Below are 23919 nucleotides of genomic sequence, written 5' to 3'. Positions count from 1 at the left end.
GACTGAGCAAAATCAGCAGAACCTAAATCTCTTTTTGGGCCGGGACCAGATTGAGCAAAATCAGCAGAACCTAAATCTCTTTTTGGCTGAGGACCACGGGCGTCGGCAGAGCCTAAATCACGTTTTGGTTGAGGGCCCTTGGCGGCATTTGCTAAAGTAGCAGTTGATAATATGGTGCTTAATGCTAAAGTTGCTATCAGTGTTAAATTTTTCATGATGTTTTGAATGTGTGGGGGGTACTTAAATATTTTTTGTTTTGATATATCTCTGTTATATGATGTTGCTTGTTTATTAGTCGGCGCTGCCTAAATCTCTTTTGAAGCCTGTTGTCAATGAGTTTACTGGTGCAATCACAAACTTTTGTTTGTTTTCATTTTTGTTTGCGGCTGATGATAATGCACCTGCGCTAAGCACTACTGTTGTTATGAGGATGAATTTTTTCATGTTGTTTTATGTTTTATTGATCGTGAACAGATAAATCAGTCAGCACTTCCCAGGTCTCTTTTGTAGCCGGTTGTAAATAAATGAAGGTTAGCAAACTCAACTTTAGGGCTTTCTTTTTTGCATGATGAGATAGCTCCTGTAAACAGAACTGCTAAAGCGATGGTGATTATTTTTTTCATGATCGTATGATATTATCGATGTTGAACTTTCTGTATTGATTTTTTAATTGATCTCAGTCGGCACTTCCCAGGTCGCGTTTAAAACTTGCTGGTGTTTTAGTGAAATTGACAGCTGTTGGCTGTGCATCTTTTTTTGCCGATGATGACAAAACTGATGACGATGATAGTACCCCTGCGCCTACGGTAAGAAGTACAAAAAACACTGTTTTTTTCATATTGATTAATTATTGTATTTAATATTCTATTTTTTAAATTAATACGATAGCAAATATTTAATAAAACTCGGCAAGCTTATTTAAAGCTTATCACAAATATTTCAAAACCCGGATTTTACTCTCTGTTTTTTTTAAAGCCGTGTTATTTAAATCTTAAATAAATGTTATCTGTTTCGTATTTTTACACTGTTAATTTTGGCGTTAAATTACTAATTTTAAATGTTATATCATTTGAGTTAGTTGCGTGCATGGTATACAATTTATTGCACGTTTTTCACATTATTTCACTTATTTGATATACAAACTACAGTCAATATTGATTATTTCACATGTATGTTGAAATATTATTGTAATTGATTATAACCTGCTCAATGTGGTATGGAATAATTGTTTTTGCGTATTTAATACGCTGTATATCAAATATTTAACACTGCAAATATAAATATGTTTTTTAATTAGTTTGAAAAAATATAAAAATAATTTTCCACAGTGTTTTTTATTCTTAACATTAAATATAATTCAGCATTATTTTATAACTTTCACCCCAACAGAACGTAGAAGTTTTTTGATGAAAAAAATCGGGACATTTATATTATTCATTTTATTATCGTTAACGGTATACGCGAATGATATTAATGATGTTGCCGCTATAGATACTAATGAGGTTATAACCATAAATGCAAATGCATATAAAAACAGGTTAACCAACCCCGAGCAAACCGTTCAGGATGCTAATAAGGCACTCAAATTATCAACCAAACTCAATTATCTTAACGGTATTGCCGAAGCTTATCGTGTTATTGGTATAGGTAAATACTATTTAGATCAGCCTGAAAAAGCTATAGAAAATTATCTTAACTCTCTTTCTTATTTTACCCGTAATAATAACCTGAAAGGCGAGGCCAGCGTTTATAATAACATTGGTATCCTGTTTCGCGATCATGATTATGAACGTTCTCTTGATTATCTTAATAAAGGGTTAGAGATAGCTCAAAAAATAAATGATGCTAAGCTGCTTGGTTCGTTATACCTGAATATTGGTAACGTTTATACACGTAAAAATAACCTGTACATGGCGCTTAAGTTTTATGACAAGAGCTTTCCGATATTTCAAAAACGCAAGGATAGTATTAACATGATCCAGTGTTTGCAAAACAGGGGCGTTATTTATTTCAAGCTTAAAGACTACGATAAGGCGCTAAGTTTATTACTTGAGGCTAATACTGGGGCAAAAGCCGGCGATTTGAATGAGTCAGTAGCCAGCGTTGACCTTACGCTTGCAGCACTTTATATGGCCAAAGGTGATTTTAAAAACGCGGAAAAAATGGTGCAGGAAGGCACTGCCTATACCCAGTTAGTAAAGGACCCTAAGCTGGATTACGATTATAAGTATACCACCTACGAGCTCGAGTATAATAAAAAGAATTATGCCCGTGCGGTAAATTTATTGAGGGAAATTTATACACAGGATAGCACTACCTACAAAACCAATGTATCGGCACAAATGAATTTGGTTGAGGCTAAGCGCAGACAGGAAGAGCAGCTAAAAGAGAACGAAAGGATTGCCGAACGCCAGGCTTATGACCGGTCTAAATTTTGGGCTGTGACTGTAGTTGCGGGTTTGTTGCTGGTGGTAATTGGTTTGCTTATAAGCAATGTGAAACGTAAGGCCAAAACTAACTCCCAGCTTACGCTTTTAAATGGTGAAGTATCGCGGCAAAAAGATAACCTTGACCGCATAAATCATCACCTGGAAGAGATTATCGACGAACGCACTAAGGATTTGCAGTTGAAAAACAGAAAGCTTTCAGAACATTCGTCTTATCTTTCTCACCAGATCAGGGGGCCTATAGCAACGCTTCGTGGCTTAATTAACCTCGAAAAAGAAGGCCTGGTTGACCAGGCCGAATGTTTGGATATGATGGATAAGTGTGTATCTGAAATTGATGAAAAGATTATCGAAATGAGCGATATGCTGCATAACCCTCCCCGGGTTTAATACGCAAAATGCACTGGTAAATTTGAATGTATCTGTGCTTCAATAAGCCCCAGGTAAATACAATACCACGATATCATTTGTAACACCAGCAATTGTCTGTGTTGGTTGTAACCCTGAGTTTCAAAAGCCAGTGTTTCACTGGCTGATGTTACAAAAAATCTTACCTCTCCTTTGCTTGGTTTAAAACGAGCCTTCAGTAAATCAAAAGCTTTAACTTTTAGTTTGCTTTTGGGATCATGGATGATGCCATCACTCAGGTTTTCGTTTTTTGATATGGAGATAAGATAATTTGACATACGCTTTTTATTTATACCCGTATGCCACAATTATTACTCCAAAACCTTTATAAAGCGCTCATTATCGATAAATTAGCGAATACAATAAAATGAAATTTATTTAAATTTCGTTTTATTAAATAATGTTAACTGGTATTTAATGGAAGCCGTTTGGCAGGACATCAATACGAAGCAAACAATATACACTATCGATAAATTGTAATATTTTCAGCACACAATTACATAGCCACTAAGGTCTTGTTGCGTAGTTCTTCGTAAAGTAATATAACCTTACGTTGTAAATTGGCAATTTCCGATTCGCGGTCTATCAGCTTTTTTTGTGCTACGCTTAAGCTTGACGGTTTGACATCAACCTCTTCGCTATCGAGGGCAAGCAGATGTACTACATTCACATCAAAAATATTGGCGATTTGTTCCAGGCGCGATAAGTTAATATCAGTTACACCTGTTTCAATTTTTGAAAATGCAGGAATTGAGATGCCCAAACGGTTGGCCACATCTTCCTGGCTCCATCCATGTTGGTGGCGTAATGTCCGGATGTTTTTACCAACGGATTTGTTTGTTTTCTTTTTTACAGTATCGCTCATGTTCAATTAATAATTAAGGGAAAGGACACTGAAAACAATCCAAACGGTATGCCATCATTAAATTACCTTTAAATTAGTGTTATAAAGGCAATTTAACGATGGAGTGTGGAAATGCTTGGGGAAGCAATTCCTCAAAGTAGGGATTTTAACTCTTGGTTTATGTTTACTGGATGATGTAAAGCTTTGCGAATTTTAGTAATAATTGCTTTTGACCAATCTCTTTAAAGAAGATGGTAGCCTTAATATCGGGCTTATTACCCTCCAGTGAAATCACTTTACCGAAGCCGAAACGCTCGTGCTCAACCTCCATACCTACCTGCAAATTAGAGGTGTCAGAAGGCTTGAAATTGGCCGAAGGTACGTGAGCTTTAGCCAGTATAGAAGTGGTTTTTACAGGCGCGGCAGCAGCCGGTTTAGGGCGTGAAAAGCTGTCGGGTTGTTTGTCGCGGCTCCATGCTTTGCGCTCATCGTCAAATGGATTGCCGCCCGATGATGGTTTGGCAGTATAGTCAAGCTCAAGGAATTTAGCGTCAATTTCGTCCAAAAAGCGGCTTGGCTCGCAATTAATCAATGTTCCGAACTTAAAACGAGAGGTGGCATAACTGATATGCAGCTTGCTTTCGGCGCGGGTTACGGCTACATAAAACAGGCGGCGCTCCTCTTCCAGATCGCTGCGTGAGTTAAGTGACATTTGAGATGGGAAGAGATTTTCCTCCAATCCTACAACATACACCTGCGGAAATTCCAAACCTTTTGATGAGTGGATAGTCATGAGTGATACCGTTTCGGCATCCTTGTTTTTATCCTTATCATCATTGGTAAGCAGCGCAACATCCTGCATGAAAATATCAAGGCCTTTTTCCTCAATATCCTCGCGCTCAGAAAACTCTTTGATACCGTTTAAAAGCTCCTGGATATTTTCGTAACGGTTAAGTCCCTCTACCGATTTATCTTCATAAAGATCCTTCAACAAGCCCGAATGCTGGGCTACATATAAAGCAGATTCGTACGCTGATTTGGTTTTGGCCAGCACCTGGAAACTCTGGATCATGGTCGCAAAATTGGCTACCGCGCCGGAGATCTTTCCTTCAAGATATTTGCCTGGTTCAACTATTACCTCCCATGGTGTTATACCATGCTGATCGGCCGCTACAATGATCTTATCAACCGAAGTATCACCAATGCCACGTTTTGGATAGTTGATAACACGTTTTAAAGCTTCTTCATCGTTAGGGTTAAAGGTGAGCCTGAAATACGCTATAAGGTCTTTAATTTCCTTACGCTGATAAAATGAAAGACCGCCGTATATTTTATATGGGATGCCCAACTTACGTAAAGCCTCCTCCATGGAACGTGACTGCGCGTTGGTACGGTAAAGGATGGCAAATGCCGACCATTTAAGTCCGTTAGAGCTGCGGTCCTGCATAATTGCTTCGGCTACTATTTTACCTTCCTCGTTATCGCTGAAGGCACGCATAACCTTGATCTTATCACCCGATTCTTTTTCGGAGAAAACGTTCTTTTTAAGCTGATCCTTATTGTTGCGGATGATGCTGTTAGCTACATTCACAATGTTTTGGGTTGAGCGGTAGTTTTGCTCCAGCTTAAATACCTTCAGATCCGGATAATCCTTTTCAAAGTTCAGGATGTTTTGGATGTTGGCGCCACGGAAAGCGTAGATACTTTGGGCATCATCACCCACAACGCATAGGTTTTCGTTAACGGCAGCCAGCTTTTTAACAATCAGATACTGCGAAAAATTGGTATCCTGATACTCATCCACCATTAGGTACTTAAACTTATGCTGGTATTTATTGAGCACATCAGGGTGTAGTTTCAATAATTCATTGGTTTTGTACAGCAAGTCGTCAAAATCCATAGCCCCTGCACGGTAGCAGCGGGTGGCATACATCTCGTAGATCTTACCCATTTGCCCGCGACCGCTCGAAAAATCATCGGCCTGGATCTGTTCGTTCTTGTTATATTCCTGCCACGAGATCAGGTTATTTTTTGATGCCGAAATGCGGTTGAGTACAAAATTTACATTGTACAGCTTGTCGTCAAGGTTCATTTCCTTTAAAATGGCCCTTAAAACGCTTTTGCTATCGTCGGTATCGTAAATGGTAAAGTTGCTTGGGTAGCCAATTTTTTCGGCTTCAACCCGTAAAATTTTGGCAAACACCGAGTGGAAGGTGCCCATCCAGATATTTTTGGCTTCGGTACCCACCACATGGGTGATACGTTCACGCATTTCGCGGGCGGCCTTATTGGTAAAGGTAAGCACCAGTATATTAAACGAATCAACACCTTTACGTATCAAATGCGCCACGCGATAGGTAATAACACGTGTTTTGCCCGATCCGGCACCGGCAATAATCATTACCGGTCCTTCAGTTTCTTCAACCGCTGCCCTTTGTTCCGGGTTTAATCCCTGTAAATAATCCAAAATCTTTTCCTCTTTCTATGAGGCAGCGAAATTAAGGTTTTGGGCTGAAAGGGGAAAGGATTTCGGATATCGAATTTGAGATTTCGGAATTATTTTGAAAAATTGAAATGACGAGTGTCTGACATAATTTTGCGATCGGACTATGCTCTTAAGCTATTCTTAATTCAAAAACCTATTAATAGTCTTTACCAGCTTATTTACATCAAAAGGCTTAGGTACAAAGGCATCATAACCAAAATTAACCAGTGCAATGGCCTGTTCATGGTAGGCTGAGATCAGGATCACAGGGATGTGTCTGGTGGCTTCGTTACTTTTAATCAGCTGACAAATGCGACCGCCGTTAAGGCCTGGCAGCATATAATCGGTTAAAACAAGATCGGGGTTGTAGTTTTTTACGGCTGCAATAATATCATCAGTACGGTTAAGCCCGGTAACCTCAAAATCATGGAAAGTGAGCACGGTTTCCAATACCCGTAAAATTTCGGCATCATCTTCAATTATGAGTATATTTTTCGCCATAGATAAATGCTAATTGTTGTGTGATCTGCTATTAGCTTCTTAATGACACAAATAAACAAAATGTTTTATAATTAAAAATATTCCTATTGTGTTTAATTTGAGTCGATATGGGAATATATTATTGTTATCGATCTTATTAACAGTACGATATAGCGGTATTGTACCTGTATTTTATCTTTTTGTAAAGATAATTGTTTTGATGATTCCTCCGCTAAAATGATTGATAATTAGCTAAGTGTGATATTTTTATTACAGTGGGCGATATAATTACCGGTTTTACTTTACGGAGATGCAACTCATTGAAAGTTAGGGTGTCATTTATGATATAACCTGATAGATATGATTTGCAAAATGAAAACTAAATTTGGCCCCGCCCGCCTGATGCTTTTGATTTTTTTTTATTGCTGTTACAAACCAAAGCATTGCCCAGTCTGCCGATAAATCGGAAGCTGATAATAGTGTTGTAATGCCTCGGAATGATGCCGACACACTCGGTAATAATGCGGCGGCGTTTATGCCTCCGGCAGATCCATTAAAAAATGCCGGAATTATTTATGATGATGATAACGCGGACGATCAAATCAAAAATGGCGCGCTGAAGATCGCTTCAAAAAAATGTAGCAAGCTTTATACTGCCGGTAAACTGGATGAGCTAATGATTGACAACCGTTTTGGCGAGGTTAAAATAAACACCTGGAACCGTAACGAGTTTAGTGTAGAAGTACAGGTAAACATTTACGCCGATAAACAAACGGACGCCCAGGGCTTTTTAAACACCATTACTATAAGTGACAGCAAGAAGGAAGCGCTTGTATCTTTTAAAACTATCATTGGGGATAATGGAATTAATAATGGCAATGTTTTATGGAAAGGAGAAGATAAGCCCCGTATCAAGAAAATCGAGATTAATTACATTGTTTTTATGCCTGCGAAAAGCGCGCTCAATATAATCAATAATTACGGCACAACCATTTTGCCCGATTTTGAAGGGAAATTGATGTTGAACAGCCTTTATAGTAACTTGAAGGCAAAAAGATTGATCAACCCGCTCAACTACGTAAAGGTAAACTTTGGCGATGTCGATATTGAAGGCTTTAGCGGTACCAGGTTGGAGGTTTTACACGGCAGTCTTGACCTCAATGAAGGTAGCAATTTCAGCGTAAGCGTTAGCTATGGTCCGGCACGGATAGGGAAGATCTATTCTTCGGCTACTATTGATGCGAGATTTGGCAAGCAATTCAGGATTGAAAACATCGACAAAAACATAAAAACATTGCATGTAAACGCCGCTTACACCAGTGTGCAGGTAGGCCGAATTACCGGGGTAAATGCCAATTGTGATGTGAGTACCTACTACGGAACTTTAAACAACAGCGATCCGCAAATCAAGTTAACGGGCGATAAAGCGCTCGATAATCAGGAGAAAAGCTACAAAGGCCGTTTAGGTAAAGGCGATGCGAACCGGAATATTGTAATTAAAACAAACTTCGGCCGGGTTAATTTTGATTAAAGCAAAGAATTAAAAAAGGCGATGAGCTCAAACACTCATCGCCTTTTTTAATTCTTTCTAATCTCTAATCTCTAATCTCTAAAATCCGAAATCGAAATTCCCAAATCCGAAATCAAAATCATTCCCCTCTATAAACGTTGTTTTTTAGGTCAACGTCGGGTAGTTGGTGATCCGGATCGATCTCCATACTTTTAATGGCCGATGTTGATGGATATTTAAATTTCCAAACACCATCGCGCTGCCAGATATTTACCGGTAGGTGAAGGATTTCGGTTTTGCCGTTAGCCTGAACAATTTTAAGATCAACAGGCATAGCCATTTTTTCGTTATTGGTTAGGGTGATCATCGCACCTTGAGCCGGGTTACCTTTAATGTAGGTTACCGAACTAATAGCCTGGTCAAGTTTCCAGGTAGTGAAGAACCATGATTTCCAGAACCAGTTCAAATCTTCGCCGGTGGCATCATTCATCGCCCTGAACAAATCATAAGGCAGTGGGTGTTTAAATGCCCAGTTTTTTACATACTCGCGGAAAGCGTAGTCAAAACGTTCTGGGCCAATCACTACATTTCTTAAAATATCCAATCCCAAAGCGGTTTTAGTGTAATATTGACCGTAATCGTTAAGACCGATAGCCTCGGGTGCAGTCATTAGCGGGTCTTTGCCGTTGCGGTAACCAGCCAGTACATTTTGTGCCGAAGTGCTTCTTTCAATATACTCGCCGTTGTTGAAAGCTTTGGTGGCATACTCGTTAATGAACGTGTTAAAACCTTCATCTTGCCACATGTATTTGCGCTCGTTTGAGCCAACTATCATCGGGAACCAGTTATGGCCAATTTCATGAGTAACGTCGCCCCAAAGGTCGGCTTTTTTAAGGTTGCTCAGGCAGAAGATAGCACCCGGATACTCCATACCCAAAGCCACGCCTGATACGTTCACTGCCGAATTCCATGGATATTCAAAGTATAGGTTTGAATAAATCTCCATGCTGTTTTTCAGGTACTCGGTTGAACGGCCCCAACCATCATTACCCGAACTCTCAACCGGGTAAGCAGACTGTGCAATGCCTTTACGTCCTGAAGGGAAGTTAACCCTTGCGGCATCCCAGATAAACGCATCTGAAGCGCCCCAGGCAATATCACGACTATTTTTCATTTTAAAGTGCCAGGTAAGGGTGCCCTTAAACGGACGTGTTGCGCCTTTACCAACTTCGGATGCGCTGATGATAGTTACAGTTTTATCGCTGTTGCGGGCTTGCTCCAACCTTTTTAATTGGGTAGGGGTAAGCACTTCTTCAGGGTTTTGCAAGTCGCCCGAGCCAACTACAATTTTATTTGCAGGGGCGGTGATGTAGTAATCAAAATCGCCGTATTCACAATAAAACTCGCCTAAGCCCATATAAGGCAGCGTGTTCCATCCTTCCACATCATCATAAACGCACATGCGTGGGTACCATTGGGCAATTTCATAAACATAGCCCTGTTTAAATTTTTTGCGGCCCATACGGTCGGCACCATAAAAAGGGATAGCAAAATCATAATTTACCTTGATTTCTATTTTTTCGCCTTTACCATCCATTGGGGTATTGAGGCGCAGTTGCATGCGGGCATCAGTGATGATCGGCTCAACTTTATAAGTTTCGCCCTTGTAAGTAACATCAACAGAAGCAATATGGTAGCCACCTCTGCTAAAACCGCGAACATCAAACCTGTCGCCGGTATATGGCGTAACCGCCGCTCCGCGCGAATCCGGTTTAAAAAGATTTTGATCTAACTGCAGCCACAGGTAATCAAGTTTATCGGGACTGTTATTAGTATAGGTGATTTTAACTTCGCCGGTAATGGTGGTGTCTTTACCTTCGTTAAGCGAAGCTTTAATCTGGTAATCAGCTTTATTTTGCCAGTAAGCCGGCGAAGGTTTGCCGGCAGCAGAGCGTGTGCCACCGCTGGTAACCGGCCAGGTAATAGGGCCAAAAAGGTCCTGATGGTTATATTTAACAGTGTCGGAGTTTTGTGCCGATGCCGTTCGCGTTAACGGCATTAGCGCTACAGCGCATAATAAATAATTCAGTTTTAAACAGTTCATCTTAAATTTTTGACAATAAGGGGGCAAATAAAGGGAAATAATTTGTGAGTTTGGCAATTTAAAGTGTCATAAAGCCTGTGTATTAGTGATTTTGGCATATTACTGAGAATTTGGAAACGCAGCGGATTAACGTCCCATCAACGTCCCCTCAGGGTCTCTCGCAGAGGACCCTGAGGTATACGCTATGCAGATTTGTTCCGAGTATTTTGTTAGCTGCTTAGATGGTGGTGAACCTCAGGGTCCTCTCCGAGAGACCCTGAGGGGACGAAAAGGGTCCTCTCCAAGATACCTGGGGGAACAAATGAGTCTGGAAACGCAGCGGATCAGACATGAATAACCACCTCCCCGTAAAACTTTTCTAAATAAATACCATTTAACTTACAGGTGCAATTATATCTGCACCTTTGCAGCAAATACATTTATCATATATGAACCGTTTGGCCAATTCCACATCGCCTTATTTATTGCAGCATGCTAACAACCCGGTTAATTGGTACCCCTGGGGCAAGGAAGCCCTTGACAAGGCCAAAGCCGAAAACAAGCTCATTCTGGTGAGTATTGGTTACTCAGCCTGCCACTGGTGCCATGTTATGGAACACGAAAGCTTTGAAGATGAAGCCGTGGCGGCCGTAATGAACGAATATTTTGTTTGTATTAAAGTTGATAGGGAGGAGCGCCCCGATGTTGATCAGATTTATATGAGTGCCGTTCAACTGATGAGTGGCCGTGGTGGCTGGCCGTTAAACTGTATCTGCCTGCCCGATCAGCGGCCAATTTATGGAGGTACCTACTTCCGTAAAAACGACTGGACATCGCTGCTCTTTAACCTTGCCGATTTTTATAAGCAAAAGCCTGAAGAAGCCGAAGATTACGCTGTGCGCCTCACCGAGGGAATCCAAAAATATGAGTCGATAGAGTTTGTAGTAGCACAGGCTGAGCATACCAAAGATGATCTGCAAACTATAGTTAGCAATTGGAAACGTTATTTTGATAAGCGGGAGGGAGGCAGTGGTAACGCGCCTAAGTTCCCGATGCCTAATAACTGGCAGGCTTTGATGCGTTATGCTTATTTAATGAAAGATGAGGAAGTTGCCGAACAGGTAAAGCTAACACTGCATAAAATGGCTTTCGGTGGTATTTATGATCATGTTGGCGGCGGCTTTGCGCGTTACTCTGTCGACTGGCTTTGGCATGTGCCGCATTTTGAAAAAATGCTGTATGATAACGCGCAGCTGATTAGTCTGTACGCGGAGGCCTATACCTGGCAGCCCGATGAATTATACAAACAGATAGTTGACGAGATCATCACGTTCAGCACCCGCGAACTGATGTCGCCTGAATATGGTTTCTATTCGGCCCTTGATGCCGATAGTGAAGGCAAGGAGGGCAAGTTTTACATTTTTACTAAAAGTGAAATAGCTGAAATTTTAGGCGATGATGCTGAACTGTTCTGTATCTACTACAATATTACTGAAGATGGCAATTGGGAAGAGGAAGAATCAAATGTATTATTCCGTAAGGATAGCGATGAGGCGTTGGCTGAAAAATTAGGACTTGCTATTGATGAGCTGCTTGCCAAAATAAAAGCCTCAAAACAAAAAGTATTTGAAGCGCGTGCCCAGCGTGTAAGACCGGGCCTGGATAACAAGATCCTGGCATCGTGGAATGGATTAATGCTTAAAGGACTTGTTGATGCTTACCGTGCTTTTAATAAACCGGAATATCTCAAACTCGCGTTAAATAACGCCGGGTTTGTGTTAGATAAGTTGCTTGGCCAAAATGGCAGGCTATCACGGGTTTATAATGCCACAACGTCGCAGGATAGCCCGGTAGCATTTTTAGATGATTATGCCAATATCATTGATGGCTTGATAGCATTGTATGAAGTAACCTTTAACGAGCAATGGTTACTTGAGGCCCGTAAACTGGCCAATACCGCCTTGCTACACTATTATGATGAAACCAAAGGGATCTTCTTTTTCACTGCCGATGATGATGAGCAGCTGATTGCCCGCAAATCGGAGATTATGGATGGCGTAATTCCGGCATCCAATTCGGTTATGGCAAGGGTGCTTAAAAAGTTAGGCTTGCTTTTTGATAACGAAGAGTACACTGAGGTTTCGGCGCAGTTGCTGCGCAATGTTATGCCGCAATTACCTAAATATGGCTCTGCCTACTCAAACTGGGTAATGCTGTTGCTTGATGAGGTATTTGGCGTAAATGAAATTGCGATAACCGGCAGTAATGCCGAGGCTTTCAGAAAGGAAATGGAAAATAATTACATCCCTAATAAAATTATGTTGGGTGGTAATACAGGAAGTTTACCTTTGTTGCAGGATAAGTTTGGTACATCAACACAAATTTTCATTTGTAAAGATAAAACCTGCGGATTACCTGCTCATAACCCGGCCGACGCCCTTAATGAAGTTGAAGCCAGATTTTACAACTAAAAACAATTTACAATGAAGATTGCACCACAGCACGTAGTATCATTAACCTACGATTTGTACGTAGACCGCGAAAACACAGGTACCGAAACTTTGGTAGAAAGTACCACTCAGGAACAACCCTTAACCTTTTTATTTGGTGCAGGCCAAATGCTGCCTAAGTTTGAAGAACACCTGAGCACACTTTCAACTGGCGACAGCTATGAGTTTCGCTTATCTCCGGAAGATGCTTACGGCGTATATGATGAAGAAGCAGTAGCAAACCTGCCTAAAGAAATGTTTCAGGGTACCGAAATTCCTGAAATTGGCAGCATTTTGCCTTTACAGGATAACCAGGGCCACCGTTTCCAGGCTATGGTAGTTTCAATTGCCGAAGATGCCGTTATTGTTGACCTTAACCACCCAATGGCTGGTCAGGAACTGCACTTTAAAGGCGATATCCTTAATGTACGCCCGGCAACGCCTGAAGAACTATCACACGGCCATGCGCACGGCCCGGATGGTCATCACGATCACTAATAGCAAGCCCCACCCAACTCTCCCCTAAAGGGAGAGGGCTTTAAATAAAAAAGGTTCATTTTGCATAATGCAAATGAACCTTTTTTGTTTATCCTGCTAATAAAAGTCTCCCCTTTAGGACAGATTTAGAGGAGGCGCAATTAATAGAACTCCAATCCGCCATCGCTCCTGAAAGCACATTTGATAACCACCCTGGATGATACTGGTTCGCCATTTACTGTGGCTGGTATAAAGATCTTATCGGCAGGGTCGGGTACGTCGATACTCATATTAAATACTTTTTCGAAACTGCCACTAAATACATGCACTTTGAACGAGGCAAGCCGCCCTAGGGGGCTAACCAATAATTCAACCATGCCAAATGATACATTGGGGTTAAGGTTAAGCAACTCGGGCGGAAGTTTAAACAGGTTAAGGTAAGGCAGGTATCCAAAAAAACGACCGCCTACTTTAAGCGGTTTGGTAACCCGTGCTGTATCGCTAAGTTTTACATCTACAACATATTGCAGGTTTGAGGTGCTGTCTTCCGGTGCTTCGTAAGTGATCTGGTTGGTTTTATAGTCGAAGTTTTGTACCAGGTGCCCCCGGTTATCGAAAAAGTGCCAGGTGCCGGTTCTTTTATCATTATCATAGTAACCACTTGCCAGCGCGTAATTTTTTTGATAAAGTGCTTGATATAGGCCTTGCCGGATACCTCTGTTGGTTTTAAGCACATTAAAGCGCTCTACCACCGAGTCGGTAAGACGATTTTTTACAATAACTGTTTCCGGGCCTGCTTTTGCTGCGGCGGCGGCTTCTTTGGTTTGTGCAAACGCACAGCCGATATATAATATCGATATAAAAGTTAAAATAAGTTTTCTCAATGCAGGGATATAGATTGTTGTAAATATATAACAGCGGTTAAGTTATCTCCAAAAAAAGCAGGATACAAATTATCCCCTGCCTCCACGCCGACCGCCCCCACCTCCTCCAAAGCCACGCCCGCCTTCGCGACCACCTTGAGGGCGACTGCCTGTAAATTTTTGCAGCCTTATAGCAAAGCTAAGCATGAAATATCTGCCCAGCCTATTGGTACGGGTATCAATGATTTGGTTGCCTGAGGTAGTACGTGTTACGCCCTTATTCTCATCAAAAATATCAAAAGCCTGGAAACGCAGGGAAGCGATATGCTTTTTTAAAAACTGGTATTCAACGTAGCTGCTTAACAGGGTAGGGTTAGCTTTAACAGTGCTGCTGAAGCCATGATTAATGGTTTGGGTTAAATTGTAACCCAGCACCCAGCTGTAAAAAAAGTAATTGCGGCCATCAAGTCCTAAGGTCCATGTTTGCGCGTTTGTATTTACTGTGGATGGGATGCTGTAGCGTGTGGTGTTGATACTGTAATTAGCGCTGATTTCGCTGTCCATAATACTGTCAATATCTACCCTCAGTTTGGCTCCCTGGTTAAGCACCCAGTTTTTGCCCTCATTGCGCTGGTTTTCAATAAACGATATGTTATTGTTATAGTTGGCACCTCCGTTTAACGAAACGGTAAACTTGCGTTCTGCAAAAGGTTTTGAAAAGGAGTAATTACCACTTATATTATAAATACCGTTGGTGTTAACATAGCGGGTTGCCTGGATGGTGTTATTGCCTTTGGTTGTTTGGGTACTATCGGTAACCGGCGATGAGTTGGTAACTATAGCATCCTGTGTTTCTGAAAATGATAAATTGGTGAACAGGGAATTGCCGCTTGCAATATCAAACTGGTTGTACCTGATATTGATGCTATTGGTAAACGAAGGCTTTAAGTCAGGATTGCCATAAACCCTGTTTTGAGGATCGGAATAATCGGGTTGAAGCTGTAGCTGGGCAAATGAAGGTTGCGCGTTTGAACCACTGTAATTAAATGAAAACGAATGGTTTTTTGAAAAGTTATAAATAAACCGCGCCGTTGGAATAACATTAAATGTGGATGTGGTAGTATGAAAATTGTGCGATTCGCCATCAAGTTTGGAAGGTTGAACAGCCAAACCTAAAGTGTAATTGTATTTGGGATGCACGCCACGCAGGTTTAATCCGAAACGATTAGTAATGAACTGGTAATTATAAAGCGTACTCAACGAATCTACATAGGTTTGATTGCCTGTTGCTGGATCTATCCGGTAGTTGTAGCGGTTATTATCCGTGTTGGAATAGTTATAGCTGTAATTGGCCTCCAGGTAATTTGTTTTGCCAATAGGTTCGATATATGAAAAATGAAGGCTTACCCTTTGCGATTGATTATCTGAATTGATCTGCTGGAACAAGGGTGTTACAACCGTATCCTGCCGGGTAGTGTATTTATCGTTTAGCTCCTGGTCGTTTTTAGAATAGCTTGCATTGGCGTTTAAACTAAAATTACGCCCTTTTTTATGAAACTTGTGATTATAAAGCACATTGATGCTGCCGGTTTGCGATGAGTTATTGGTTAAAGCCAACTCGTTACCGGTAACTACCGATTCTTTACGCGAATTGCTAAAAGTATCGGTGCTCATGTTTTCGGCAGTGGCGTAAGAAAAGCCGGGGTTTATTTTGATATAGTTAGATGTATCTATTTTGTATTCGATATTAAAATCAAACCGGTGGTTCAGCCCATGATTATGATTGGTGCTTTTATCCATGTTAATAATATTGCCCGATTGGTAAAGGTTTTGCTGTACGGTTGTGCTGTTAATATCCCGGTCTTTATCGGCAAAACTATAACTGCCATATACGGTAACCTTTTTACTCCAGTCGTCGCGGTAATTGGTACCGATAGAACGGTTGGTTGTGATACCGTTTGCTGTGCTTACACCGCCGGCACTGCTTCCGCCTCCACCGCCACCACGCCCGGCGCGACCGCCGCCGCCACCGCTGCTGCCTATGTTGAAGGTGTTGGTATTGTTGTTATTCCAGGTGCCGATGAGTGCCAGCTGCCTCGCATCATAAAATGAATTGGCCGAAAGACGGGCCTGGTACCTGTCGTCGTTACCTACACCAACACTTCCCTGGCCAAAGTTACCTTTGCTTTTTCCCTTTTGAATAGTGATGTTCAGGATCTTGTCCGGGTCGCCGGTTTTGATGCCTGTTAGATTGGCCTGATCGCCGTAATCGTCAATCACCTGGATATTTTCTACGATGTCGGCCGGGAGGTTTTGGGTAGCGGTTTGTACATCCCCGGTAAAATAATCCTTGCCATTAACCCGTACTTTGGTAACCTGTTTGCCATGCGCGGTTACGTTGCCATCTTTATCAACGCTCACACCGGGCAGTTTTTTCAATAAGTCTTCCACCGGCGATCCTTCCCTTACCTTATAGGCGCTGGCCTTGTATTCAACGGTATCCTCTTTGATAGTTATAGGAATCACTGCCGAAACCACTACGGTGTTCAACATATTGGTTTGCACTTTTACTTTAATTGGGTCAAGCTTAATGGGTTTGGTATCATTATCCATTACATAACGACGTGTAAAGGGCTGGTAGCCGATACCGCTTATGGTGAGCTTAAAGTTTTTAGAAATTACGGCCGGGAAAACGAAAGCACCGGCGGTACTGGTTGCTACTACTGTGCTGTCTTTATCAGATATCAGTTTTACGGTAATGCCGGGCACAGCGCCAACGCTGTCAACCACAGTTCCGTGTACCTCGCGCGGTTGCTGAGCATAGGCCGTTGACAAAAAAAGAAAGCTGATAAACGCAAGCAGTAAGTGTTTTTTCATAGTTTAGGGTCAATTTAGGTTATTGACCCTAAAAGTTTAATGAAGGTTTAATGATTTGACCCTATGTAATACTAATGTTGCATAAATTGTATTTTAGCGCATAACCTTATACTATATTATCATTATTTATGAGCACTTTACCCGATATCGACGGCTATAAAAGCGTAGCATTTTCACAAGCCACCATTACCGAACTGATGATCCCTTCGTACTCCAATTTTGGTGGCAAAATTCACGGGGGGATCCTGCTTTCGCTGATGGATAAGGTGGCTTACGTATGTGCAGCCAAACACGCCGGCAATTATTGCGTAACCGCGTCTATTGATACAGTAGATTTTTTGCAGCCGGTAGAGGTAGGGGAGCTGGTGTCGTTGATGGCATCGGTAAACTATGTGGGCAATACATCACTGGTGGTTGGCATCAGGGTGATATCTGAAAATATCAAAAATCATTCGGTAAAACACACCAATACCAGCTACTTCACCATGGTAGCTAAGGATGAGTTTAATAAACCTGCTAAAGTGCCCGGCTTAGTGCTTGAAAACCGCGAGCAGGTGAGGCGTTTTATTGAAGCCCGTCGCCGTAAAGAAATTAAACAAAGTTATATGAAGGAAGTTGAACAGATTCAAATGCCTGATAACTATGAACATTGTATTGCAATGCTGCAGGGCGAACGCTGCCTTGTTGCCGGATAGCTATTGCGCATATAAAGTTTATTATTAGATTGCAGTCTGAAACTATTAACGAGAATGACGAGGCCTGTAGGTTTATTACTGCTGTTATTGATGCATGGTACATCTTATGCGCAAAAAACAAACGGAACCGAACCGAAAAGCTCTCCCGCGTTAATCAAAACTATCGACAGCCTTAATCAGTATATAGAAAATACCTACGTTGGCGCCCCGCATGAGGCCAGGGCAATGGCCGAGCATGCTTTACTGCTTTCGGAAAAAATAAAATACAATGAGGGTACTGGTCGTGCTTTTTTAAACTTAGGGCATGTATACTGGTCACAATCATATTACCCCATCAGTCTGTTTTATTTTAATTCGGCATTAACTTATCTGCCTCAAAACAAGCCCTTGTTATTTGCTCACTGCTACAGTTCAATTGGCCGGGCTTATACCGATCTGCAAAACTATGGCAAAGCCATAAAAAATCTGGAAATAGCGGCACGTTTTGCAGGGCATGATTCTAAAATGCTGGCCGAGGTTTACAATGAGCGCTCATTTGTTTATGCTAAACTAAAGCAATATGATAAGGGGATAGCCAATGCTAAATTGGCCATGCAGCTTAGCAGGGCGGTAAATGATCAGCCAGCCATTTGCATATTATATAGCAGGCTGGCTAACGCGTACCGGTTAAAAGGGCAATACCAACAAGCCATCGCTTATTCGGATACTGCCTTGCACATGAGTTATATTGTTAATAACAAGCGTTTGAGGGCCATATCATTTATTGAACGCGCAGTTATTTATAATTCATTAAACCAGTACGATAAAGCTATTGAGCTGGCTCAAAAAGGGGCTGCATTGTCAGATAGCATAGGGGTTATGGACGGTATTTCATCGGCCTATAAAACCATGACCTATAGCTTTGAGCAAAAGCACAACATAGAGCAGTCCTTAGCTTACCAAAAAAAATATACCCAGGCGCTTGATAGCCTAAACGCAACTGACAAGCGAAAAAATACCGAGTTGATCCAGAGTTATTTTGAGCTTAATAGTCGCCTTAACGCTATCGCTGCAGTTGAACAAAAGGCTAAAGAGTACAGCGCTAAGATCCATCTGCAAAAAGTAATAATCATTACGCTGATCATCACTTTGCTTATTGTGATATTGGCTTTATCTGTTACCTACTATCATTATAAACAAAAACGAATTTTAAGCAACCGGATGCGTAAACAGCATAAGGCTTTGCTGATCCAAAAAGATTTGATAGAAGAGCAATCTGCAAACCTGGCCGGTGTTAACAGTCTTAAAGATAAATTGCTGGCAGTAATTGGCCATGACCTGCGTACACCCCTTGCCAACCTACATTCCATATTACGCCTGTATCATACCGGTGTTTTAACCGAGGCAGAGGTACAGAGCCTGATGAAAGAGATAGAGCCTGTTGTGCAGGGTGCCGAATTAACGCTGTCAAACCTGTTGGAATGGGCCGGCAGTCAAATAAAAGGGATTAATCATGAACTATCGGCGATAGATAGCTACCTGATTGGCATGGAGCTGGGACGGATCTTTAATTACCTTTTTCAGCAAAAAAATATCAGGTTTGATAACCTTGCTTTACAGGGTACGTGTGTGCAGGCCGATGAAAGACATATCAAAGTGGTTTTAAGCAACCTGATCAGCAACGCCATTAAATTTACAGGCGATAACGGTGTGGTTACTTTAAAAAGCGCCGTTGACGGCAGCAAACTTGTAATTAGCGTTTCTGATACCGGAAACGGCATCCCTGCCGAAAAACTGGATAATTTATTTGACCTCAACACTAAATACTCCGCTACAGGTACTTCCGGCGAAAAGGGCAACGGTATTGGACTGTTTTTATGTAAAGAACTTATTGAGTTTAACGGCGGCAGGCTTTGGGTGAGCTCAGAAGTAAACAAGGGAAGCATATTCAGTTTTAGTCTCCCTTTGGTAACAGATTAGTTACGCCTCAAAAATTATTCCTATTTAAAGCATCCGGTTTTGCTACATGATTAATGCTTAATAAGCAATATGTGGTGGAAATAGCCTTTTATACTTTCATATAAAGAAATTTAATTATTTTGAAAAAGTTTTAATCATTTGTTGGGTAATTTAAATCTATTTACCCCGTTAATACGTATAAGCAATAAGTAGTTTTTACTATATTGTGACAAAATAAACATAAATTTCCCACTCGCTTAACTAATCTCCCCAAAACTTAATGGCATTTTTAAACACTGTGCTCGAACCACCTGCATATGGTTGGACAGATGAACTTGGCAATCTCTCGAAACCTACCAACAAACAAATTGTAAAAGAATTTTTTAAACGGATCAATGTTTTCGCCGATAAAAAAAACTGGCTTTCATTTTTAAGCTGGTCGCTGGTGCTGGCCTTAGTGCCTTTTTTAGGTTTGTTCATTTTTAAATACTTCAGCATTACAGGCTTAATTGTTGCCTTTGTATATAGTATGATCATCATGGGTACCCACGGTACCATCTGGCATCACAGGTATTGCACACACGGCGCTTACACCTTTAAGAATAAGTTTTGGCGGTTTTTTACCCAAAACCTTACGCTTAAGATCATTCCGGAAGAGATTTACGCGGTATCGCATCACGTGCACCACGCTTTGTCTGATCAGCCCGGCGATCCATATAATGCGCAGGGCGGTTTTATGTATTGTTTCCTGGCCGATGTTAACCACCAGCCCATAGCCCGCAATATGGACGAAGCCTGCTACAAAAAATGTGTTAACCTGATGAAGCATACCGGCGTAACCACCAATACTTACAAACAGTATCAAAAATGGGGAACCCTCGCCAACCCAACCCGCACCGTAATTGGTATTATCCTTAACTGGGGTTTCTGGTTCACGGCTTTCTATCTGTTAGGTGGCCCGGCACTGGCCTGCGCGGTATTTGGTTCGGCGGGGATCTGGGCAGTTGGCGTGCGCACATTTAATTACGAAGGGCATGGTAAAGGAAAAGATATGCGCCGCGAGGGTATCGACCATAATCGCGAAGATATGTCTATCAACCAGCTATGGCCCGGATATGTTGCCGGCGAATGGCACAATAACCATCACCTATATCCTAAAAGCGCACGTTCTGGTTTTAAACCGTACCAGTTTGATTTGGCCTGGTGCTACATTAAAATGATGAGCATGCTGGGGGCTGTAAGTTCATACCGCGACTCGAAGGCTGATTTTTTAAAAGAATATTGCACCCAAGTTCCGGCTATTGTGCCGGTGGCTGTACCTGTTGCCGAGATATTGGTAACGGCGGAATAAGCGGTTCTTATATCATTTTATTTAGCCATAGCGGGTTTACCGTTATGGCTTTTTTTTATGTTTTTTTCTCTAAAGCCACAGTTGGCGTCACTATAAATGTTGAGAAGATTGAGGTGGGAAAAAACATGTCATAGCGAGGAGGAACGACGAAGCAATCTCGTGCTAATACAGATTTTGTTACAATAGAAAGACCCATCAGGGTGTTAAGATTACACTTTGTAAAAATCTGGTTATATCTTAAAAATGTGGAGAATTGTTAAAATAGTACTATCTTAATTGCAAATTGATTATATACCTTTAGTGAACCGATTATAGTGTACACTAAACACCAAAACCAATGCGCTGTAAAGTATTAAATGTTGTGTTATTCATGGCATGCCTTGCCTTGTCATCATTCCGGGTTGAAGCTCAGGGACCGGGAATATTTGAAGGACAAACCGATGTAGGTACTGTTAAACATAAGGGCAGCGGAGCTTTCGACGCTAAAACGCAGCAATATACACTTACCGGCTCCGGGCAAAACATTTGGGCCACGCATGATGATTTTCATTTTGTGTGGAGGAAAATAAAAGGCGATTTCATCCTGCGTACCAATGCAGCTTTTATAGGTAAAGGTGTTGAAGCACATCGCAAGGTTGGCTTGATGGTACGTACAACGCTCGATTCAAATTCAAAACACATTAATGCAGTTGTTCATGGCGATGGCCTTACCTCGTTGCAATATCGCAAAACAGTAAGTGGCATCACCGAAGAAAAGAAAGCATCCATAACCGCAGCCGACGTAATCCAACTGGAACGTAAAGGCAATACCTACACGATGTCGGTAGCCCGCAAAGGCGATCTGTTTGTAAATGAAGAGGTAACAGACCTTGATCTGGGCGATGATGTTTACGTAGGCATCTTCATCTGCTCACACAACGCGGATGTTACCGAAAAGGCGGTATTTAGTAATGTAAGAGTAGTTACGCCTGCTCCGGCTACGCTTGTGCCTTATAAACAATATTTAGGCAGCGCTATCGAACTGCTTGACCTGGAAAGCCAGAATGCTACGGTAATTTATCAATCACCAAAATCAATTCAGGCGCCCAACTGGACGCTGGATGGTAAATCGCTTATCTATAACAGCGAGGGTTCGCTTTATAAATTTGATCTTAAATCGCATACACCAACGGTGCTCAATACCGGCATTGCTAAAAATAATAATAACGATCATGTACTTTCTTTCGATGGCAAAATGCTGGCCATCAGTAGCGGCGATGGCGGCCCGTCTATAGGTTATACTGTATCATCGGCTGGTGGCGAAGCTACCCGGGTAACGCAAACCGGGCATGGTGCAAGCTATATGCATGGTTGGTCGCCTGATAAAAAGTACCTGGTATTTTGTGGCGAACGCAATAAGGAATTTGATGTGTACCGCATCCCGGCTGGTGGCGGCCCAGAGGAGAGGCTAACCAACACACCCGGACTTGATGATGGCCCTGAATATTCGCCAGATGGAAAGTATATTTACTTTAATTCGGTGCGCAGCGGCCTGATGCAGGTTTGGCGTATGAAAGCTGATGGCAGCGAACAAACACAGCTAACCAACGATGATTATAATAACTGGTTCCCGCATATTTCGCCAGATGGTAAATGGATTGTGTATATTACCTTCCTGAAAAGTGAAGTTGCACCCGGCGATCACCCTTTTTATAAACATGTATATTTAAGGGTAATGCCGGTAGAGGGCGGGCCGTCAAAAGTGGTTGCTTATTTATATGGCGGTCAGGGTACAATCAATACCCCGTCATGGGCACCAGATAGTAAGCACCTGGCTTTTGTAAGTAATTCCGATCTATTGTTTCCTGTATTCCCAATAGCTAAATAACCTTAAAACGTAACACCATGCACACATCACGCAGATCATTTTTAAAAACCGGGGCCATGGCAATAGCCGGAGCGGCTTTGCTTCCTGATAGTTTATTTGCAGCGACTGATAATAAACTAAAGCGGGTAGGGGTACAGCTTTATAGCGTACGCGATGCCATGAAAGCTGATCCGCAGGGAACGCTTAAAAAGATAGCTGATGCGGGTTACGCCCATGTGGAGCATGCTAATTATATCGAAAGAAAATTTTATGGCTACACCGCCAAAGAGTTTAAAAAGATCCTGGGCGACCTTGACCTGAAAATGCCAAGCGGCCATACTGTAATGACGGCACAGCACTGGGACGCATCTAAAAATGACTTTACCGATGCCTGGAAGTATACGGTTGAAGATGCTGCCACCATGGGGCAAAAATTTGTGATCAGCCCCTGGTTGGATGAAAAGGTACGTACAGATACGGATGCCCTGAAACGTGCAATGGAACAATTTAACAAATGCGGTGAGCTTTGCAAGCAATCATCAATGATGTTTGGTTACCATAACCACAATTTTGAGATCAGTACTAAAGTTGGCGATATCACCCTTTACGATTATATCATCCAGAATACCGATCCTGCTTTGGTTGCCCAACAAATTGATATTGGTAACATGTTCAGCACCGGCGGTATGGCATTGGAGTTTATTAATAAGTATCCGGGCCGGTTCCAGTCAATGCACGTAAAAGACGAAATTAAGGTACCACCGCATAATGGCGATGACACCGAAAGCACCATTTTGGGCAAAGGAATTTTGCCGGTAAGGGATATTGTGAAAGCTGGCGCTAAAAAAGGAGGCACCTCACTTTTCATCATCGAGCAGGAATCGTACCAGGGCAAAGATCCCATCGATTGTGTAAAAATTGATTTACAAATCATGAAAAAATGGGGCTATTAATAGTATAAAGCTATCTTACACTTTCGTGAAGATTTAATTTTTTCCGCTTGATATTAAATTGTAATTATTAAGTTTGGAGATACGTTATAAATCATAAATAAGCCTTTCCCTTTATCTGTCCAATAAGTAAAAATACCGCGGAAGATAAAACGGGCTTCGCTAAAACAATTTAG

General features: G+C 41.7%; 20 protein-coding genes. 9 read left to right on the top strand and 11 right to left on the bottom strand.

The window, feature by feature from the left end:
- From DUL71_RS13260 to DUL71_RS31950, 4 genes are all read right to left on the bottom strand, one after another.
- Window positions 1-215: hypothetical protein (locus tag DUL71_RS13260; RefSeq protein ID WP_154402384.1), on the bottom strand; the 215-nt coding region annotated here is incomplete at its 3' end.
- 76 nt (window positions 216-291) lie between these two features.
- Entirely contained in the window at window positions 292-444 is a 153-nt protein-coding gene (locus DUL71_RS31960) for a hypothetical protein (RefSeq protein WP_154402383.1), read from the bottom strand.
- A 35-nt stretch (window positions 445-479) separates the two neighbouring features.
- A complete protein-coding gene (locus DUL71_RS31955; protein ID WP_154402382.1) occupies window positions 480-623 on the bottom strand; it encodes a hypothetical protein in 144 nt (47 codons plus the stop codon).
- Window positions 624-676: 53 nt separating this feature from the next.
- Window positions 677-838, bottom strand: coding sequence for a hypothetical protein (locus tag DUL71_RS31950; RefSeq protein ID WP_154402381.1), 162 nt, complete (start codon window positions 836-838; stop codon window positions 677-679).
- 568 nt (window positions 839-1406) lie between these two features.
- Between DUL71_RS31950 and DUL71_RS13255 the strand changes: the two genes are divergently transcribed.
- Window positions 1407-2837 carry a tetratricopeptide repeat protein gene (locus DUL71_RS13255; RefSeq protein WP_114938491.1) on the top strand — a complete coding sequence of 477 codons (1431 nt, stop codon included), beginning with the start codon at window positions 1407-1409 and terminating at the stop codon, window positions 2835-2837.
- On the opposite strand, the gene DUL71_RS13250 is transcribed toward DUL71_RS13255, so the two are convergent.
- The 4 genes from DUL71_RS13250 to DUL71_RS13235 all read right to left on the bottom strand — a co-directional run bounded on the left by DUL71_RS13250 (window position 2834) and on the right by DUL71_RS13235 (window position 6685).
- Complete coding sequence (locus DUL71_RS13250; protein WP_146750050.1) at window positions 2834-3133, bottom strand: hypothetical protein; 300 nt, start codon at window positions 3131-3133, stop codon at window positions 2834-2836. The genes DUL71_RS13255 and DUL71_RS13250 overlap by 4 nt on opposite strands.
- A 218-nt stretch (window positions 3134-3351) precedes the next feature.
- Window positions 3352-3720 carry a helix-turn-helix domain-containing protein gene (locus tag DUL71_RS13245; RefSeq protein WP_114938490.1) on the bottom strand — a complete coding sequence of 123 codons (369 nt, stop codon included), beginning with the start codon at window positions 3718-3720 and terminating at the stop codon, window positions 3352-3354.
- Window positions 3721-3883: 163 nt separating this feature from the next.
- Window positions 3884-6166, bottom strand: a complete 2283-nt coding sequence (locus DUL71_RS13240; RefSeq protein WP_114938489.1) for an ATP-dependent helicase — start codon at window positions 6164-6166, stop codon at window positions 3884-3886.
- 159 nt (window positions 6167-6325) lie between these two features.
- Window positions 6326-6685 carry a response regulator gene (locus DUL71_RS13235; RefSeq protein ID WP_114938488.1) on the bottom strand — a complete coding sequence of 120 codons (360 nt, stop codon included), beginning with the start codon at window positions 6683-6685 and terminating at the stop codon, window positions 6326-6328.
- A gap of 466 nt (window positions 6686-7151) precedes the next feature.
- Here DUL71_RS13235 and DUL71_RS13230 point away from each other — a divergent pair, with 466 nt between their 5' ends.
- The gene (locus tag DUL71_RS13230) at window positions 7152-8195 is read left to right on the top strand and encodes a hypothetical protein (RefSeq protein WP_114938487.1); all 1044 of its coding nucleotides are present in this window, start codon (window positions 7152-7154) and stop codon (window positions 8193-8195) included.
- Window positions 8196-8313: 118 nt separating this feature from the next.
- Here DUL71_RS13230 and DUL71_RS13225 read toward each other — a convergent pair whose 3' ends face one another.
- On the bottom strand, window positions 8314-10278 hold the full coding sequence (locus DUL71_RS13225; RefSeq protein ID WP_114938486.1) for a M1 family metallopeptidase: 1965 nt from the start codon (window positions 10276-10278) through the stop codon (window positions 8314-8316).
- A gap of 428 nt (window positions 10279-10706) precedes the next feature.
- Here DUL71_RS13225 and DUL71_RS13220 point away from each other — a divergent pair, with 428 nt between their 5' ends.
- On the top strand, window positions 10707-12728 hold the full coding sequence (locus tag DUL71_RS13220) for a thioredoxin domain-containing protein (RefSeq protein WP_114938485.1): 2022 nt from the start codon (window positions 10707-10709) through the stop codon (window positions 12726-12728).
- Between the two features lie 12 nt (window positions 12729-12740).
- Window positions 12741-13244 (top strand): FKBP-type peptidyl-prolyl cis-trans isomerase, encoded by a 504-nt coding sequence (locus tag DUL71_RS13215; RefSeq protein ID WP_112572239.1) that lies wholly within the window; start codon window positions 12741-12743, stop codon window positions 13242-13244.
- A 140-nt stretch (window positions 13245-13384) separates the two neighbouring features.
- Here the strand turns inward: DUL71_RS13215 and DUL71_RS13210 are convergent, their stop codons facing one another.
- Window positions 13385-14107 carry a toxin-antitoxin system YwqK family antitoxin gene (locus DUL71_RS13210; RefSeq protein WP_114938484.1) on the bottom strand — a complete coding sequence of 241 codons (723 nt, stop codon included), beginning with the start codon at window positions 14105-14107 and terminating at the stop codon, window positions 13385-13387.
- 69 nt (window positions 14108-14176) lie between these two features.
- Entirely contained in the window at window positions 14177-16963 is a 2787-nt protein-coding gene (locus tag DUL71_RS13205; protein WP_114938483.1) for a TonB-dependent receptor, read from the bottom strand.
- Window positions 16964-17091: 128 nt separating this feature from the next.
- On the opposite strand from DUL71_RS13205, the gene DUL71_RS13200 reads away from it, so the two are divergent.
- From DUL71_RS13200 to DUL71_RS13180, 5 genes are all read left to right on the top strand, one after another.
- Complete coding sequence (locus DUL71_RS13200) at window positions 17092-17658, top strand: acyl-CoA thioesterase (RefSeq protein WP_114938482.1); 567 nt, start codon at window positions 17092-17094, stop codon at window positions 17656-17658.
- Window positions 17659-17712: 54 nt separating this feature from the next.
- Complete coding sequence (locus DUL71_RS13195; protein WP_114938481.1) at window positions 17713-19617, top strand: tetratricopeptide repeat-containing sensor histidine kinase; 1905 nt, start codon at window positions 17713-17715, stop codon at window positions 19615-19617.
- A gap of 259 nt (window positions 19618-19876) precedes the next feature.
- Window positions 19877-20947: a fatty acid desaturase gene (locus DUL71_RS13190; protein ID WP_114938480.1), complete on the top strand. Its 1071-nt coding sequence runs from the start codon at window positions 19877-19879 to the stop codon at window positions 20945-20947.
- Window positions 20948-21284: 337 nt separating this feature from the next.
- Entirely contained in the window at window positions 21285-22814 is a 1530-nt protein-coding gene (locus tag DUL71_RS13185) for a TolB family protein (protein ID WP_114938479.1), read from the top strand.
- A 17-nt stretch (window positions 22815-22831) separates the two neighbouring features.
- Window positions 22832-23746, top strand: coding sequence for a TIM barrel protein (locus DUL71_RS13180; RefSeq protein ID WP_114938478.1), 915 nt, complete (start codon window positions 22832-22834; stop codon window positions 23744-23746).
- The last annotated feature ends 173 nt before the right edge of the window (window positions 23747-23919 follow it).

The organism is Mucilaginibacter endophyticus (assembly GCF_003351025.1).
GTDB lineage: Bacteria > Bacteroidota > Bacteroidia > Sphingobacteriales > Sphingobacteriaceae > Mucilaginibacter > Mucilaginibacter endophyticus.
This window is presented reverse-complemented; position numbering and strand designations above follow the sequence as displayed.